Annotated in this window: 12 protein-coding genes; 9 read left to right on the top strand and 3 right to left on the bottom strand. The window is 61.2% G+C overall.

Going from position 1 to position 14,714, the window contains the following annotated elements:
• Window positions 1-162: 162 nt before the first annotated feature.
• The 3 genes from AB7813_RS10455 (at window position 163) to AB7813_RS10445 (ending at window position 5,135) form a co-directional block, all read left to right on the top strand.
• Window positions 163-1,746 (top strand): B12-binding domain-containing radical SAM protein, encoded by a 1,584-nt coding sequence (locus tag AB7813_RS10455; RefSeq protein ID WP_093756536.1) that lies wholly within the window; start codon window positions 163-165, stop codon window positions 1,744-1,746.
• 16 nt (window positions 1,747-1,762) lie between these two features.
• Window positions 1,763-2,548 (top strand): ethanolamine ammonia-lyase subunit EutC, encoded by a 786-nt coding sequence (eutC, locus tag AB7813_RS10450; RefSeq protein ID WP_439064417.1) that lies wholly within the window; start codon window positions 1,763-1,765, stop codon window positions 2,546-2,548.
• Between the two features lie 247 nt (window positions 2,549-2,795).
• Window positions 2,796-5,135, top strand: coding sequence for an efflux RND transporter permease subunit (locus AB7813_RS10445; RefSeq protein WP_231079997.1), 2,340 nt, complete (start codon window positions 2,796-2,798; stop codon window positions 5,133-5,135).
• A gap of 83 nt (window positions 5,136-5,218) precedes the next feature.
• Here AB7813_RS10445 and AB7813_RS10440 read toward each other — a convergent pair whose 3' ends face one another.
• The gene (locus AB7813_RS10440) at window positions 5,219-5,719 is read right to left on the bottom strand and encodes a hypothetical protein (RefSeq protein ID WP_184518503.1); all 501 of its coding nucleotides are present in this window, start codon (window positions 5,717-5,719) and stop codon (window positions 5,219-5,221) included.
• Between the two features lie 439 nt (window positions 5,720-6,158).
• Between AB7813_RS10440 and AB7813_RS10435 the strand changes: the two genes are divergently transcribed.
• From AB7813_RS10435 to AB7813_RS10410, 6 genes are all read left to right on the top strand, one after another.
• Window positions 6,159-6,401 carry a cysteine rich repeat-containing protein gene (locus tag AB7813_RS10435; RefSeq protein ID WP_068735855.1) on the top strand — a complete coding sequence of 81 codons (243 nt, stop codon included), beginning with the start codon at window positions 6,159-6,161 and terminating at the stop codon, window positions 6,399-6,401.
• Window positions 6,402-6,632: 231 nt separating this feature from the next.
• Window positions 6,633-7,514, top strand: a complete 882-nt coding sequence (gene hpnC / locus AB7813_RS10430) for a squalene synthase HpnC (RefSeq protein ID WP_068735856.1) — start codon at window positions 6,633-6,635, stop codon at window positions 7,512-7,514.
• Complete coding sequence (gene hpnD, locus AB7813_RS10425) at window positions 7,511-8,365, top strand: presqualene diphosphate synthase HpnD (RefSeq protein ID WP_374725736.1); 855 nt, start codon at window positions 7,511-7,513, stop codon at window positions 8,363-8,365. Before hpnC ends, hpnD begins: the two co-directional genes overlap by 4 nt.
• Complete coding sequence (hpnE, locus tag AB7813_RS10420) at window positions 8,365-9,615, top strand: hydroxysqualene dehydroxylase HpnE (RefSeq protein WP_231079998.1); 1,251 nt, start codon at window positions 8,365-8,367, stop codon at window positions 9,613-9,615. Before hpnD ends, hpnE begins: the two co-directional genes overlap by 1 nt.
• Before the next feature lie 42 nt (window positions 9,616-9,657).
• A complete protein-coding gene (shc, locus tag AB7813_RS10415; RefSeq protein WP_439083116.1) occupies window positions 9,658-11,631 on the top strand; it encodes a squalene--hopene cyclase in 1,974 nt (657 codons plus the stop codon).
• Window positions 11,628-12,362, top strand: coding sequence for a phosphorylase (locus tag AB7813_RS10410; protein WP_093756529.1), 735 nt, complete (start codon window positions 11,628-11,630; stop codon window positions 12,360-12,362). The genes shc and AB7813_RS10410 overlap by 4 nt, the downstream gene beginning before the upstream one ends.
• Window positions 12,363-12,467: 105 nt before the next feature.
• On the opposite strand, the gene hpnH is transcribed toward AB7813_RS10410, so the two are convergent.
• Window positions 12,468-13,637 (bottom strand): adenosyl-hopene transferase HpnH, encoded by a 1,170-nt coding sequence (gene hpnH, locus AB7813_RS10405; protein ID WP_439064415.1) that lies wholly within the window; start codon window positions 13,635-13,637, stop codon window positions 12,468-12,470.
• Window positions 13,638-13,658: 21 nt separating this feature from the next.
• Window positions 13,659-14,624 carry a 4-hydroxy-3-methylbut-2-enyl diphosphate reductase gene (gene ispH / locus AB7813_RS10400; RefSeq protein ID WP_439064414.1) on the bottom strand — a complete coding sequence of 322 codons (966 nt, stop codon included), beginning with the start codon at window positions 14,622-14,624 and terminating at the stop codon, window positions 13,659-13,661.
• Window positions 14,625-14,714 lie beyond the last annotated feature (90 nt).

The following is a 14,714-nucleotide window of genomic DNA, read 5'->3' as shown; positions in this document are numbered from 1 at the left end:
TGTCACCGCCTGCCACAATCTTGAAGAAATTCTGGCCCAGATTCAGACGTCGTGATTAGATCGCTCAAAGTATTCGGCAGGAGTGGAACGGTTTTAGCTCGGCGACGTTATTGAAGGTTCAGCGCTTATGGGGACCGCTGATGCATTCACAGAGGAATTTTGATGAGAGCTGAGGGCAGGCAGACGGTCCGGCGCATTCTGTGCGTCTTTCCGCGATACACGTCTTCATTTGGCACGTTTGAATATTCATATCCTCTGACCGACGGCGTTCAGGCCTTCATGCCTCCCCAGGGCTTGCTGCTGATTGCCGCCTACATGCCCGAGAACTGGGAAGTCCGTTTTATCGACGAGAACATTCGCGCCGCCACGCCTAATGATTTCCTGTGGGCCGAAGTGGTGCTGGTGTCAGGCATGCACATCCAGCGTACGCAGATGAACGACATCTGCTACCGCGCGCATTCCTACGATCTTCCGGTGGCGATCGGAGGGCCGTCGGTCTCGTCATGCCCCGATTACTACCCGGCTTTCGACTATCTCCATATCGGCGAACTCGGTGATGCCACCGATCAACTGATCGATATCCTGGAAAAGGATACGTCGCGCCCGGACCAGCAGGTCGTGCTGAAGACCACCGACCGTCTGGACATGACCAGGTTTCCGATTCCGGCCTATGAACTGGCTGATATTCCGCGCTACTTCCTCGGCAGCATCCAGTATTCTTCGGGCTGTCCATATCAGTGCGAGTTCTGCGATATCCCCGGTCTGTACGGTCGTAATCCGCGCCTGAAGTCGCCTGAGCAGATCACCGCCGAACTCGACAAGCTGCTCGAATGCGGCATCATGGGCTCGGTGTATTTCGTCGATGACAACTTCATCGGCAACCGCAAGGCCGCACTCGATCTGCTGCCGCATCTGGTCGAATGGCAGAAGAGGACCGGTTTTGTCTTGCGCCTGTCCTGCGAGGCGACGCTGAACATCGCCAAGCGGCCGGAAATCCTTTCGCTGATGCGTGAAGCCTGGTTCGGCACGATCTTCTGCGGCATCGAGACGCCCGATCCCGTCGCCCTCAAGGCGATGAAGAAAGATCACAACATGATGGTCCCCATCATGGAGGCGATCGAGACGCTGAACAGCTTTGGCATGGAAGTCGTGTCCGGCATCATCCTCGGCCTCGATACCGACAAGCCCGAGACCGGCCAGCATTTGCTCGAGTTCGTGGAAACGTCGCAGATTCCGCTTCTGACCATCAACCTGCTGCAGGCGCTGCCGCAGACGCCGCTTTGGGACAGGTTGAAGAAGGAAGGACGCCTGAACGAGGACGAAGGCCGCGATTCCAACGTCGATTTCCTGCTGCCTTATGAAGACGTTGTGAAAAGCTGGCGGCGCGCCATGGGCAGCGCCTATGTGCCGGAGAAACTGCTCGAACGCTTTGAATACCAGATCCGCCATACCTATCCGAACCGCATCAAGCCGCCGATCGGCGCCATGCTCACCTGGAAGAGCATCCGGCTCGGGCTGGTCATGCTGCGCAACATCTTCTGGAAGGTTGGCGTGCTCGGCGACTACAAGCGGGCGTTCTGGAAATTCGCATTCCGGCGACTGGCGCGCGGCGAGATCGAGTATCTCATCAGCGGGATCATGGTGGCGCACCACCTGATCAACTTTGCCCGCGATGCATCCGGTGGTCAGACCAACGCGTCCTATTATTCGCTGAAACTGCAGGACGCTGCCGTTCCGGCCGAATGAGCGATAGACTGGCGTCATGACAGATCAGAATGACGTGACGCCGCCAGTGCCGCAGCGTTCTCTCGCGGAGCTGCGGGTGCTGACCCCGGCGCGTGTGGGGCTCGGCCGGGCCGGAGCCAGTCTGACCACGCGGGCCCTGCTTGATTTCACGCTCGATCATGCCCGCGCACGTGACGCGGTCCATGCGCCCTTTGAGGCTGAAGCCATCGCGGCCGTATTGGCCGGGCAGGGGACGAATGCGCGGGTCGTGACGAGCCAGGTCGCGGATCGGGCCGATTATCTCAAGCGCCCCGATCTCGGCCGTCGACTGTCTCGCGAGTCACGGGAGTTGCTTGAAGGGCGCGACAGCGCCGCGTGCGATCTGGTGATCGTGATTGCGGACGGCCTGTCTCCGGCTGCGGTCAATGCGCACGCGCTTGGCCTGCTGGGTGCCTTAATGCCCAAATTGGCGGGGGTCGGGATCGGCGCTGTCGTGGTTGCCGGCGGCGCCAGAGTCGCGCTCGGCGACGAGATCGGTGCGTTATTGAGGGCCCGGATGACGATCATGCTGATCGGCGAACGTCCGGGTCTCTCGGCGCCGCAGAGTCTCGGCGCCTACCTGACCTTCGCACCGCGTCCGGGTCTGACGGACGCTGCGCGCAACTGCGTGTCGAACATCCAGGTGGCCGGTCTGTCCTTCGAGGAGGCAGCGAGCAAGATTGCCTGGCTGGCGCGCGAAGGGCTGAATCGCAACATGACCGGTGTGGCTTTGAAAGACGAAAGCGGTCTGCAACTGGTAGCACCGCTCGTTGCACCAGCATGAAACAACAGCCTCTGCGCTCCATTTTGTGACCTGAAACGCAACCTCGGCGCGCTCGCCGCCTTGCGATGTGTCATACAGACCTGCTACATCTGCCCGCGGCAAATTTACCGCATGTTTTCAAGGGCTAGCGCTGTTCGGTCTCGCCGATTCCAGCCTTACTACTGCCCGCGACGCTTGCTAGGCAGACGCCGCTGACGACAGGACTGGACAGGGTATGCACGATACGGTTCCCCCCCACGACGCGGATATGAATAAATTGCGCAAGGGGCCGATCAGCATCGCCTTCGGGCTCGAGCGCATCGGTCTGATCGCGGTGAAGGCACCGGTGCTGTCTTGCGTGATCCTGCTCGCGCTGGTGATCGGTGCGATCTTTGGCATCCAGCGCATCAAGATCGACGATTCGCTGAGCCAGCTATTTCGTTCTGACAGCAAGGAATACAAGCAATACGAGGAAGTGACGAAGCGCTTCCCGTCCACCGAGTTCGACGTGCTTGTGGTGCTCGAAGGCAAGACGCTGCTTGCGCGCGACAATCTTGGAAAGATGCGCGACCTTGTCACCGACCTGCAATTGGTCGATGGCGTGCGGGGGCTGATCTCGATCTTCTCGGCGCGTCAGACGCCGGCCCCCGGCAAGTTGCCGGCAGCGCTGTTTCCCAACGATCTTCCTGAAGGCGCCGACTACGACAAGTTCATCGAGACGGTGAAGCAGAACGAGCTGATCCGCGGCAAGCTTTTGTCCGACGATGGAACTCTGGCGCTGGTGGTGCTGTCGCTCGACCCGGCCGTGGTCAGCAACAGCAAGCTCAGCACTGTAGTTGCCGATATCCGCAAGACCATGAATGAGGACCTGGCCAATAGCGGTCTGACCAAGGAATTGTCGGGCGTGCCGGTGATGCAGCTCGAAATCCGCAATGCGGTCGAGCGCGACGGCCTGATCTATAACATCGCCGGTATTCTCGCCGGCTGCGTCATTGCGATCATCTTCTTCCGCAAGATCTCGTTCATGATCATCGCGGCGTTTCCGCCGCTGCTGGCGATCCTGTTGTCGCTCGGCGCACTCGGCTGGGCCGGCTTCAGCCTCAACATGTTCCTCAATGTGATGACGCCGCTGATCATGGTGATCAGTTTTGCCGACTCGATGCAGCTCACTTTCGCGGCGCGTGACCGGTTGATTGCAGGCGAGGACAAGTATTCGGCATTTACGAATGCGGTTCGTGTCGTGGGTCCGGCCTGCGTCCTCACCCATGGCACCGCCGGCATTTCGTTCCTGGCGTTGCAGTTCTCCGACTCGGACCTGATCCGCGCCTTCGGCGAGGCCGGTCTCACGGCGACCATCATCGCGCTGGTCGCGGTGCTGTCGCTGGTGCCGGTGTTCGGCGTGCTGCTGGTGCGTAACGAGAAGATCTTCGCCGCCAAGTTTCAGACCGCCGATGCCGGCGTGCAGGCGCTGCGCGCCTTCTGTTACTGGATCGCGGTGCGCATGGTCGGTCGTCCTGGTCTGTTCAGCCTGATCTCGCTCGTCGTCGTCGTTGGTCTCGGGATCGTTTACGCCAATCTCGAGCCGCGCTATCGGCTGGCCGATCAGGTGCCGGACAAGGAGCAGGCGGTTGCGGCCAGCGGACGGCTCGACGCCAAGCTGACCGGCGCCAATCCCATCGACGTGCTGATCGAGTTTCCGAAGGGCGCGGATCTTTATTCGCCGGACACGTTGGCAACCATCGCCGAAGTCCACGCCATGGTCGAGAAGCAGGCGGGTGTCGGCAATGTCTGGTCGTTGGAAACGCTGCGGCGCTGGCTGGCGGAAAAGGCCGGTTCGTCGGATGTCGCGACGCTGAAGGAATATGTCAGCGTCATCCCTGAGCATCTGGTGCGCCGCTTCATCTCCGCGGATCAGACGGCGGTGGTGGTGTCTGGCCGTGTGCCCGACAGCGATTCGAGCAAGATCCTGCCGGTGGTCGACAAGCTCGACAATGCGCTGAATGCCGTTCGCACCAAGCACCCGGGCTATGAGATCGCGGTGACCGGCCTCTCGGCGATCGCGGCGCGTAACAGCGCCGGCATGATCGAGAAGCTCAATCACGGCCTGACCATCGAGTTCGGTCTGGTCGCGGTCTTCATCGGCCTCGCATTCCGCTCGTGGGTGGTGATGCTGGCCTGTATTCTGCCGGGCATCTTCCCGGTGGTGCTGGCCGGCTTCGTGCTGTGGCTGCTCGGGGAGGGGCTGCAATTCGCTAGTGTGGTGGCACTCACGGTGTCATTCGGCCTCGGCCTTAGCGCGACGATTCACTTCCTCAACCGGCTGCGGCTGGAAGACACGCCGGGCACCGATCCCGCGATCGCCGTCGAGCGTGCGACTGTGCTCGTTGGTCCCGCGCTGATTCTGACGACGGTGGTGCTGGCCTGCGGCCTCGTGGTGACGGTGTTCTCGGATCTGCCGTCGCTGCGGCTGTTCGGCTGGCTCAGCGCCTTCTCGATGGTCGCGGCACTGGTGGCCGACCTGTTCATCCTGCGCCCGACCGCGATGTGGCTGATCAATCTGCAGCAGCGTCTCACCGGCAGCTCGGTTCTGGCGAAGCAAGAGAAGTAGTCAGCTACGCCCCAGCAGGACGATCAACAAAAAAGCCCCCGGATCGCTCCGGGGGCTTTTTTGTGAAGGTGTGCAAGCCGGCGTCAGCTCTTGACCATATTGATCGAAACGCCGCGAATTTCGCCCTTGGAGCTGATCGACACCGACTGCTTGTTGCCGCGGGTCGTCAGCGTGATGTTGGCCGCAAAGCCCGCGGCCTCGACGAAGACGTCGATCTGGCCGCCGCCCGCCTTGCCGACCAGATTGCCGTAGACGTTGCGGCTGGCTTCGCTCCAGCTGCCGGACACGTTGTTGCCCTGGCTGGTGACATTGCTGGAGAGGTCGAACTTGTAGCTGTCGCTGGCGCAGCGCAGCGTCTGCGCCAGGGCGCTGCCGCCGCCATCCACCTTGTAGGTCGCCCGGCAGCGAATGCGCTCCGAGGAGCCGTCCGACATGGAGACCGTTCCGGTACCGCTCCAGGCCCCGTCGAAGCCGGCGAACGGTCCGGACTGGGCATGGCCTGCGGATACCGACAGCAGCAGGATCGCGCCAGCGCCAGCGGCCTTGAAGGCGTGCCCGAACCGCTTTGCAGAATGGAATGTCATGTAAGTTTTCCCAAAATAGCGCTGTGTAACCGAGTTATGCCGCGCCTCATCGAAGCTTAAGTGTCGCTGCACATCTTTAGGTTCAATAGAGCGATCATAATTGGACGATTGTAAAAGTAACATGTCACCGCCCACAAGCGCGAAGGTTCCCGGAGCGGAACGGGCGGAGGTGATGCGCGTCTGAACAATTGTCCTAAAACCTTATCTTGTCCTGCGGGGGTGGCATCGGCCGGTCCAGCAGCCAGTGCGGCCATATGCGCAAGTTTTCGCCGCATTTATTCGTGTCTGTGGGGGCGGGAATGTTCTGTGTCCTGATTGCATCCATCGCCGCGAATTCGCCGATGTGCCTGAAGATAAAGCCTTCCCGGCGATGCGAATGTTTCAGTTTATGCTATGCACCACACGGGCTGTGATCTCGTCACCATACTGAAGGAAGACAATGCGTAAATTTCTCCTGGTACTGTCCGTGCTTTCCGCATCTGCCTCGACCGGTGCATTGGCCCAGCAAAACCAGCCCCGCAGCGGCACCGACGCGGAGCAGAAGGCCTGTACCCGCGACGTGCAGAAGCTCTGCCGCGCCGTCATGGATCAGGGCGACCTCGTTGTTCTGTCCTGCCTGAAGGAAAACCGCCCCAAGATCAGCAAGGCCTGCAACGACGTGCTGGTCAGCCACGGCCAATAACCCCGCCCTAATGCGAGATTCCGGGCTCGTGGCGCCGTTTTGGTCTCGCCGCGAGCCCGCCAAGACGTGATCCGGCCCGGCACTGGCTGCGGCCGAAAGTGGCATATTGGCATTGGTTTCACCGGCCAATTTGCCCTATATGGGGGCTCGCGGCCGACCCCGCCTGCCGGTATTACCGGACCTTGGCGGCCCCCGAGCCACCCTGTTCAAATCCAACGTAGCCAGTTCTGGATGACCCCTGCGAGCGAACTGCGATCCGGCAAGACCGATCGTGACGAGAATTTTCCTGTCGCGTCGTGGATTATCCATCCGCGCCACCGGGCGCTGATTCTTGCCTTCTATAATTTCGTCCGGACCGCAGACGACATTGCCGATCACGCGCTGCTCGATGCGCCGGCGAAACTGGCCCTGCTCGACGAGCTGGAGGCCGACCTGCTCGGTCAGGGTGACGGCCAGGCCGAAGCCGTCGTCCTGCGCGAGGCGCTCCAGATGCGCGAGATGCCCCCGCGTCATGCGCTCGACGTCCTGACAGCTTTTCGGATGGACGTGACCAAGCTGCGCTACGCCGACTGGGATGAGCTCATTCATTATTGTTCGTTCTCGGCGATGCCGGTCGGACGTTTCATGCTCGACGTGCACGGCGAAAGCAAAGCCACCTGGCCGGCGTCGGATGCGCTGTGCGCGGCCTTGCAGATCAACAATCACCTGCAGGATTGCGGCAACGACTATCGCGATCTCGATCGGGTCTACATTCCGCAGGACACGCTGGACCGGCACGGGGCCTCGGTGGAAGATCTCAAGCAGGCGAAGGCGTCGCCGGCGCTGCTGGCCTGTATTCGCGAGCTGGTCGCCAAGACCGAGACCCTGATGCATGAGAGCGAGACACTGACGGTCCATATCGCCGACGTCCGGCTGGGCTGTGATGTGGCCGTCATCGAGACTTTTGCCTGGCAGATCCTGAAGATGCTGAAGTTGCGCGATCCGCTGAGTGAGAAGGTCCATCTCTCGAAGGCCAGCATGGCTGGCTACGCGCTAGCCGGCATTGCCGGCGGGCTGTGGCGCCGCGCCACCACCAGCGCGCCGATGCCTCGTTCGACGACGCCGGGCGCATGAACCAGATGACGAGCCAGGTGAATAATAGCGAATCTCAGAGCGAGGTTCAGGGCGTTGCTGCCGGCAGCTCGTTCTATGCCGCGATGCGCATTCTGCCGCGTGCCCAGCGCGATGCGATGTTCCAGATCTACAGCTTCTGCCGTCAGGTCGACGATATCGCGGATTCCGATGGTCCGCGCGACGTCAGGCTCGCCGACATGCAGCAGTGGCGCGCAGATATCGATGCGCTCTATGCAGGCAATCCGCCGGCGCGTGTGCGCGACTATGCCGGGCCAATCAAGCAATTCGGCATGCGCAAGGAGGATTTCATCGCCGTCATCGACGGCATGGAGATGGATATCCCTGCAGATATTCGCGCGCCCGATGACGCAACGCTCGATCTGTATTGCGATCGTGTTGCCAGTGCCGTCGGACGCCTGTCGGTGAAGGTGTTCGGCATGCCGGACGAAGATGGCATTCTGCTTGCGCATCATCTCGGCCGTGCGCTGCAGATCACCAATATCCTGCGCGATATCGACGAAGACGCCGGTATCGGTCGTCTCTATCTGCCGCGTGAGCTGCTCTATCACGCCGGCATCACGTCGAGCGATCCCGACGTGGTGCGCGCCAGCCCGGCATTGCCGAAGGTCTGTGTGCCGCTGGTGAAGCGGGCGCAGGCGCATTTCGAAAAATCCGACGAGATCATGGCGCGTAACAAGCGCCGCGTGGTGCGCGCGCCGCGGATCATGTCGAAATATTATCACGCCATCCTGGAATTGCTGGTGGCGCGCGGCTTTGCTTTGCCGCGCGACCCCGTTCGTCTCGGCAAGGCCTCCAAGATAGCGATCCTGCTGCGATACGCGATCATCTGATGCAAAAGACCGCTCATATCATTGGTGCCGGCGTTTCCGGCCTGTCGGCCGCCGTGCGTCTCGTCAATGCCGGCTTCAAGGTCCACGTCCATGAGGCGACGCAGCAGGCCGGCGGCCGCTGCCGGTCGTATTTCGACGCGCAGACACAGCTCCAGATCGACAACGGCAACCATCTGGTTCTGTCGGGCAACAGCCATGTCGTCGCTTATGTAAAGTCGATCGGCACCGAAGCCGGGCTCGTTGGTCCGCAGCGGGCACAATTCGCATTTGCCGATGCCAAAACCGGCAAGCGCTGGCAGCTCGATCTCGGCGATGGCAAGATCCCGACATGGTTGTTCGACAAGACGCGCCGCGTCCCGGACACATCAGTTGCCGATTATCTCGCGCTGTCGCCGCTGATCTGGTCATCGAATAGTCGCCTGGTCGGCGATACCATTCGCTGTGAAGGCGTCCTCTACGATCGTCTGGTACAGCCACTGTTGCTGGCCGCGCTCAATGTCGATCCGCCGGAAGGGTCGGCTGGTCTGGCCGGCGCCATCGTGCGCGAAACGCTGCTGGCAGGCGGCCAGGCGTGCCGCCCGCTGATCGCGCGCGCTGGTCTTAGCGATGTTCTGGTCGAGCCTGCGATCGAATTGCTGCGTGCCAAGGGCGCAGGCGTTCATTTTGGCCATGAGTTGCGCGGTTACACCATGAGTGGTGATCGCGTCACCGAGCTGAAGTTTGGCGCTGAAGACGTCATCACGCTTAGCGCGGACGATGTCGTCGTGATGGCTGTTCCGCCATGGGCCGCGAAGTCGCTATTGCCAGGTGTGAAGACGCCGACCGAATTCCGCGCGATCGTGAATGCGCATTTCAATTATGTTCCGCCAGCAGGCCACGCGCCGCTGATTGGCGTTGTCGGCGGTGTGGTGGAATGGCTGTTTGCTTTCCACAATCGCCTGTCGATCACGATCAGCAATGGCGACCGTTTCGTGAACACACCGCGCGAACAGTTTGCGCAACAGATCTGGGACGAGATCTGCAAGATTTCGAATATCCAGGCGCCGCTGCCCGCCTGGCAGATCGTGCGCGAGCGCCGTGCTACTTTTGCGGCTACGCCTGCCCAAGATGCCCTGCGTCCGGGCACGCGCACCGATTTCAAGAACCTGTTTCTTGCAGGCGATTGGACCGATACCGGTCTGCCGGCGACTATTGAGGGATCGGTGCGGTCGGGTGACCGCGCGGCCGATCTCGTTCTGGCGATGCGCTGACCGTTGCGCAGCCAGACGATCATTCACGACGAGTACGGAGATATGGCGAGCGAGATGCATTCGGTCAGTCCAGAGATCACAATTCAGAACGCGGCGCTCGAGACGAGCATCGCTTCGGCTAAGCAGGGCCTGCTGAAGTTCCGGCAGCCTGACGGCCATTGGGTATTTGAGCTCGAAGCCGACGGCACGATCCCGTCAGAATACGTGTTGTTGCGGCACTACCTCGGCGAGCCCGTCGATGCCGAGCTTGAAGGCAAGATCGCCAACTATCTGCGCCGCACCCAGGGCAAGCATGGCGGCTGGGCGCTGGTGCAGGACGGCGACTTCGATATGAGCGCCAGCGTGAAAGTGTATTTCGCGCTGAAGATGATCGGCGATTCGACCGACGCGCCGCATATGGTCCGCGCCCGCGAAGCGATCCGCTCGCGCGGCGGCGCCGTCAACGTCAACGTCTTCACGCGCTTCCTGCTGGCGATGTTCGGCATCCTCTCGTGGCGCGCCACTCCGGTGCTGCCGGTCGAGATCATGCTGCTGCCGATGTGGTTTCCGTTCCACCTCAACAAGATGTCCTACTGGGCGCGCACCACGATCGTGCCGCTCATGGTGCTCGCAGCGCTGAAGCCGCGCGCGCAGAACAAGAAGGGCGTCGGCATCGACGAGCTGTTCCTGGAAGATCCATCCAGGATCGGTGGCATTAAACGCGCGCCGCATCAGAGTCGCGCGATGTTCGCCTTCTTCACCGGTATCGATATTCTGCTCCGCGCCGCCGAACCGTATTTCCCAAAGAAACTCCGCGCCCATTCGATCGCGAAAGCCGTCGAGTTCTGCGAGGAGCGCCTGAACGGCGAAGACGGTCTCGGCGCGATCTATCCGCCGATGGCCAATATGGTCATGATGTATGAAGTGCTCGGCTTCCCCGCCGACTATCCGCCCCGCGCCATCCAGCGCCGCGGTATCGACAAACTTCTGATTGTCGGTGAGGTCGAAGCCTATTGCCAGCCTTGCGTATCGCCAGTGTGGGACACCGCGCTGACCGCGCATGCGATGCTGGAGACCGGCGGCGATGAAGCGTTCGGTCCGGCGAAAGAAGGGCTCGACTGGCTGGCGACGAAGCAGGTGCTCGACGTGAAGGGCGACTGGGCGGTGAAGCGGCCGGACCTGCGTCCGGGCGGCTGGGCGTTCCAGTACAACAACGCCTATTACCCGGATCTCGACGATACGGCCGTGGTGATGATGGCGATGGACCGCGCGCGCCGTCAGACTGGTGGCAAGGAATACGACGTTGCGCTCGATCGCGGTCGGGAGTGGATCCTGGGCATGCAGAGCAGCGACGGCGGTTTCGCGGCGTTCGAGGTCGATAACCTCGAATATTACCTCAACAACATCCCGTTCTCGGACCATGGCGCGCTGCTCGATCCGCCGACCGAGGACGTCACCGCGCGCTGCGTCTCAATGCTGGCGCAGCTTGGCGACACCGTCGAAACCTCGAAGCCGCTGGCAGACGGTGTGGAATATCTGCGCCGTACCCAGCTCGCGGAGGGCTCCTGGTATGGCCGCTGGGGCCTGAACTACATCTACGGCACCTGGTCGGTGCTGTGCGCTCTCAATGCTGTTGGCATCGACCACCAGGATCCGGCGTTCCGCAAGGCGGTGGCCTGGCTGCTGTCGATCCAGAACGAGGACGGCGGCTGGGGCGAAGATGCGGTCAGCTACCGACTCGATTACAAGGGATTCGAGGCGGCCCCGAGCACGTCGTCGCAAACGGCATGGGCCTTGCTTGCCCTGATGGCGGCAGGCGAGGTCGATAATCCGGCTGTCGCCAGTGGAACGCGGTACCTGATGGACACACAGACGGAAAAAGGACTCTGGGAGGAGGCCCGTTACACGGCTACCGGCTTCCCCCGCGTGTTTTATCTGCGTTATCATGGCTACTCGAAATTCTTTCCGCTCTGGGCGTTGGCGCGGTTCCGGAATTTGAAGAGCACCAACAGCAAGACGGTAGGGGTTGGGATGTGATTTTGGGCGATGGGGGCATTTCGACCGCGGGCGATACAACCGACCCGCGGCCGGTATTGATCGTCACGGGGCTGGTCCAGGAAGCGAAGATCGCTGCCGGGCCGGGAATGACCGTGATTTGCAGTTCAAGTGACCCTGTCCAGCTCCGCAGCCTGCTGGCTGACTTCGACCCTGCCACCATCCGCGGCGTCATCAGCTTCGGCGTCGCCGGCGGTCTCGATCCCGATCTCAAATCAGGCGCTGTCGTTGTGGCCACGGAAGTGGTGGCCGGCAACAGCCGTTGGTCAGCGTCTGAGATCCTTAGCGACGAACTGATCGCCGGTGCCGGCGTCGGCCGCCAGAAGGTGTTTCGTGGCGGGCTGGTTGGTGTCGAGAAGGTCGTGACGGGGCAGGCCGGCAAGGCCGCACTGCGCTCGGAATTCGGCGCCGCTGCCGTCGATATGGAAAGCCACATCGCCGCTGAATTTGCCGCCATGGCCGGACTGCCGTTCGCCGCACTGCGCGTCGTCAGCGATCCCGCCCATCGCGCCCTGCCGGAAATCGCCACCACTGCGATCAAACCCAATGGTGATGTCGATCTGCGCAAGGTGCTGCGCGGCATTGCCCGCAATCCGCTGGTGATTCGGGCGCTGGTTTCGACCGGGCGCGACTTCAATCGCGCGCTACGCAGCCTGCGGGACTGCCGCAGCTATTTGCTCGGGCACACGAACCTCGTTTCCGCGGACGTCTGAGCGCTACTCTGGCGGTGTTTGCCGGGCGTCTCGCGAATTCAATCTTTCAAAGAAAAAGGGCGCGATCTGCATCGCGCCCTTTTTTTATATTCAGCTTGAAATTGCTCAGGCGGCGGTCGAAGCCTTCTGCGCCTTTTCCTCTGCCTTGGCGGCAGCGGCGACAGCTTCTTCCTTGCGGATGTCCGACAGGCGCTTCTGCACTTCCGACGAGAACACGTACTGTGCCGGACGCTGCTTGGTAAGGTCGATTTCCGGCGCCATCGGGCCCGACGTTTTCACGCCGCGCATCGCCACCCACATGGCCTTGAACGGGTTGCTGATGGCTTCGTCCGCGGCGGTAGGCTCGTAGCCGCAATGGGCCATACAGTCGGCGCACTTCTCGTACTTGCCGGTGCCGTAGGTGTCCCAATCGGTGGTGTCCATCAATTCCTTGAAGGTCTTGGTGTAGCCTTCACCGAGCAGGTAGCAGGGCTTCTGCCAGCCGAAGATGTTGCGTGCGGGCATGCCCCACGGCTTGCACTCGTATTCCTGGTTGCCGGCGAGAAAGTCCAGGAACAGGCCGGAATGCATGATGTTCCACTTCTTGCCCTTGCCGAGTGCAAAGACGTCGCGGAACAGCTTTTTGGTCTTGGTGCGGTTCAGGAAGTGCTCCTGATCCGGTGCGCGCTCATAGGCATAGCCCGGCGACATCGAGACGCCGACGCCGAGCTCAACGGTGTAGTCGAGGAACTTGGCAATGTCCTCGGCCGCATGGCCGTCGAAGATGGTCGCGTTGACGTTGACGGCGAAGCCGCGCGCCTTGGCAGCCTTGATCGCGGACACGGCGCGGTCGAACACGCCTTCCTGCGACACGGCCTTGTCGTGATGATCCTTGAGACCGTCGAGATGCACTGAGAAGAACAGGTAGGGCGATGGGGTGAACAGGTCGAGCTTCTTCTCGAGCAGCAGCGCGTTGGTGCAGAGCGAGACGAACTTCTTGCGCTCGACCAGGCCGCGCACGATCTCGCCGATTTCTTTGTGGATCAGCGGCTCGCCGCCCGGGATCGCAACCATCGGCGCGCCGCACTCATCGGCGGCATCCCAGCATTCCTGCGCCGACATGCGGCGGTTGAGGATAGCGTTCGGATAGTCGATCTTGCCACAGCCGACACAGGCCAGGTTGCAGCGGAAAAGTGGCTCCAGCATCAGCACCAGCGGATAGCGCTTCTGGCCAGTCAGCTTCTTCTTCAACAGATAGGAGCCGATCTTCATTTCTTTAAAAAACGGAATGGCCATTTCGAATTTTCTCTCTGCGCATCACATCGTGACGAAGGTGGATCGAACCGCGGTCAGTTCGGCGGGTAGCTTGAATTCGATATTCTCTTCACGTCCGGGCAACACCGACACCGCAACCGGTCCGATCCGCCGTAAGGTCTCGATCACGTCATCTACAAGCACTTCTGGCGCGGATGCGCCAGCCGTGATGCCTACGGCACGCGCATCCTTCAACCAGGCGGGGTTGAGTTCGCTGCCATCGGCAATGAGGTAACTTGCGACACCGACTTCGGTGCCGATTTCGCGCAACCGGTTCGAGTTGGAACTGTTGGTCGCCCCGACGACCAGGATGACGTCCACAAGTTTGCTGAGGTCTCTTACCGCAGATTGGCGGTTTTGTGTTGCATAGCAGATATCGCGGGTATCGGGGCCCTCAATGTCACTGAAACGCTGTTCCAGGGCCAAAATGATGTCCTTGGTGTCATCCACGCTGAGGGTCGTCTGGGTGATATAGGCGACCGGTTCCTGCGGTGGCAGCGTTAGCGTCTTCACGTCCTCAACGCTCTGAACAAGGTAAACCGGGCCGGGTACCTGTCCCATGGTACCGTCGACCTCCGGATGGCCTGCGTGGCCGATCAGGATGACCTTACGGCCCTTGGACATGTACCGCTTGCCCTGGTTGTGGACCTTGGTAACAAGCGGGCAAGTTGCATTCAAAACAGGCAAGCCACGGGTAGCCGCTTCTTCCTCGACGCTCCGGGCGACGCCATGGGCGCTGAAGACGGTCATGGCATTCGGAGGTACTTCGGAGAGTTCCTCGACGAAAATGGCGCCCTTAGCCTTCAGGCTCTCGACTACGTATTTGTTATGGACGATCTCATGGCGGACATAGACCGGCGCCCCGTAGCGTTCGAGAGCACGCTCTACGATCTCGATGGCACGCACGACGCCCGCGCAGAAGCCGCGCGGCTGAGCCAGAAAGATTTCAAGGGGACGACGATCAAGCACGTGGTACAAAGTCCATAATTGATTCCGGTATAATCCTTAATTCTGTACCACAATCAGGCACATATCCAGCCCAGCTGGATATTTGAGCCG

The organism is Tardiphaga sp. 20_F10_N6_6 (assembly GCF_052076045.1).
In the GTDB taxonomy this organism is placed as follows: Bacteria; Pseudomonadota; Alphaproteobacteria; order Rhizobiales; family Xanthobacteraceae; genus Tardiphaga; species Tardiphaga robiniae.
Note: the sequence above shows the minus strand (reverse complement) of the source record. Positions and strands in the feature narration are given on the sequence as shown.

What these genes read in the sequence shown, in the direction of transcription:
- AB7813_RS10445 (WP_231079997.1), top strand. Translation starts at nt 2,796, where the DNA reads ATGAATAAATTGCGCAAGGGGCCGATCAGCATCGCCTTCGGGCTCGAG.
- AB7813_RS10455 (WP_093756536.1), top strand. Translation starts at nt 163, where the DNA reads ATGAGAGCTGAGGGCAGGCAGACGGTCCGGCGCATTCTGTGCGTCTTT.
- eutC (WP_439064417.1), top strand. Translation starts at nt 1,763, where the DNA reads ATGACAGATCAGAATGACGTGACGCCGCCAGTGCCGCAGCGTTCTCTC.
- AB7813_RS10440 (WP_184518503.1), bottom strand. Translation starts at nt 5,719, where the DNA reads ATGACATTCCATTCTGCAAAGCGGTTCGGGCACGCCTTCAAGGCCGCT.
- hpnD (WP_374725736.1), top strand. Translation starts at nt 7,511, where the DNA reads ATGAACCAGATGACGAGCCAGGTGAATAATAGCGAATCTCAGAGCGAG.
- hpnE (WP_231079998.1), top strand. Translation starts at nt 8,365, where the DNA reads ATGCAAAAGACCGCTCATATCATTGGTGCCGGCGTTTCCGGCCTGTCG.
- hpnC (WP_068735856.1), top strand. Translation starts at nt 6,633, where the DNA reads ATGACCCCTGCGAGCGAACTGCGATCCGGCAAGACCGATCGTGACGAG.
- hpnH (WP_439064415.1), bottom strand. Translation starts at nt 13,637, where the DNA reads ATGGCCATTCCGTTTTTTAAAGAAATGAAGATCGGCTCCTATCTGTTG.
- shc (WP_439083116.1), top strand. Translation starts at nt 9,658, where the DNA reads ATGGCGAGCGAGATGCATTCGGTCAGTCCAGAGATCACAATTCAGAAC.
- AB7813_RS10435 (WP_068735855.1), top strand. Translation starts at nt 6,159, where the DNA reads ATGCGTAAATTTCTCCTGGTACTGTCCGTGCTTTCCGCATCTGCCTCG.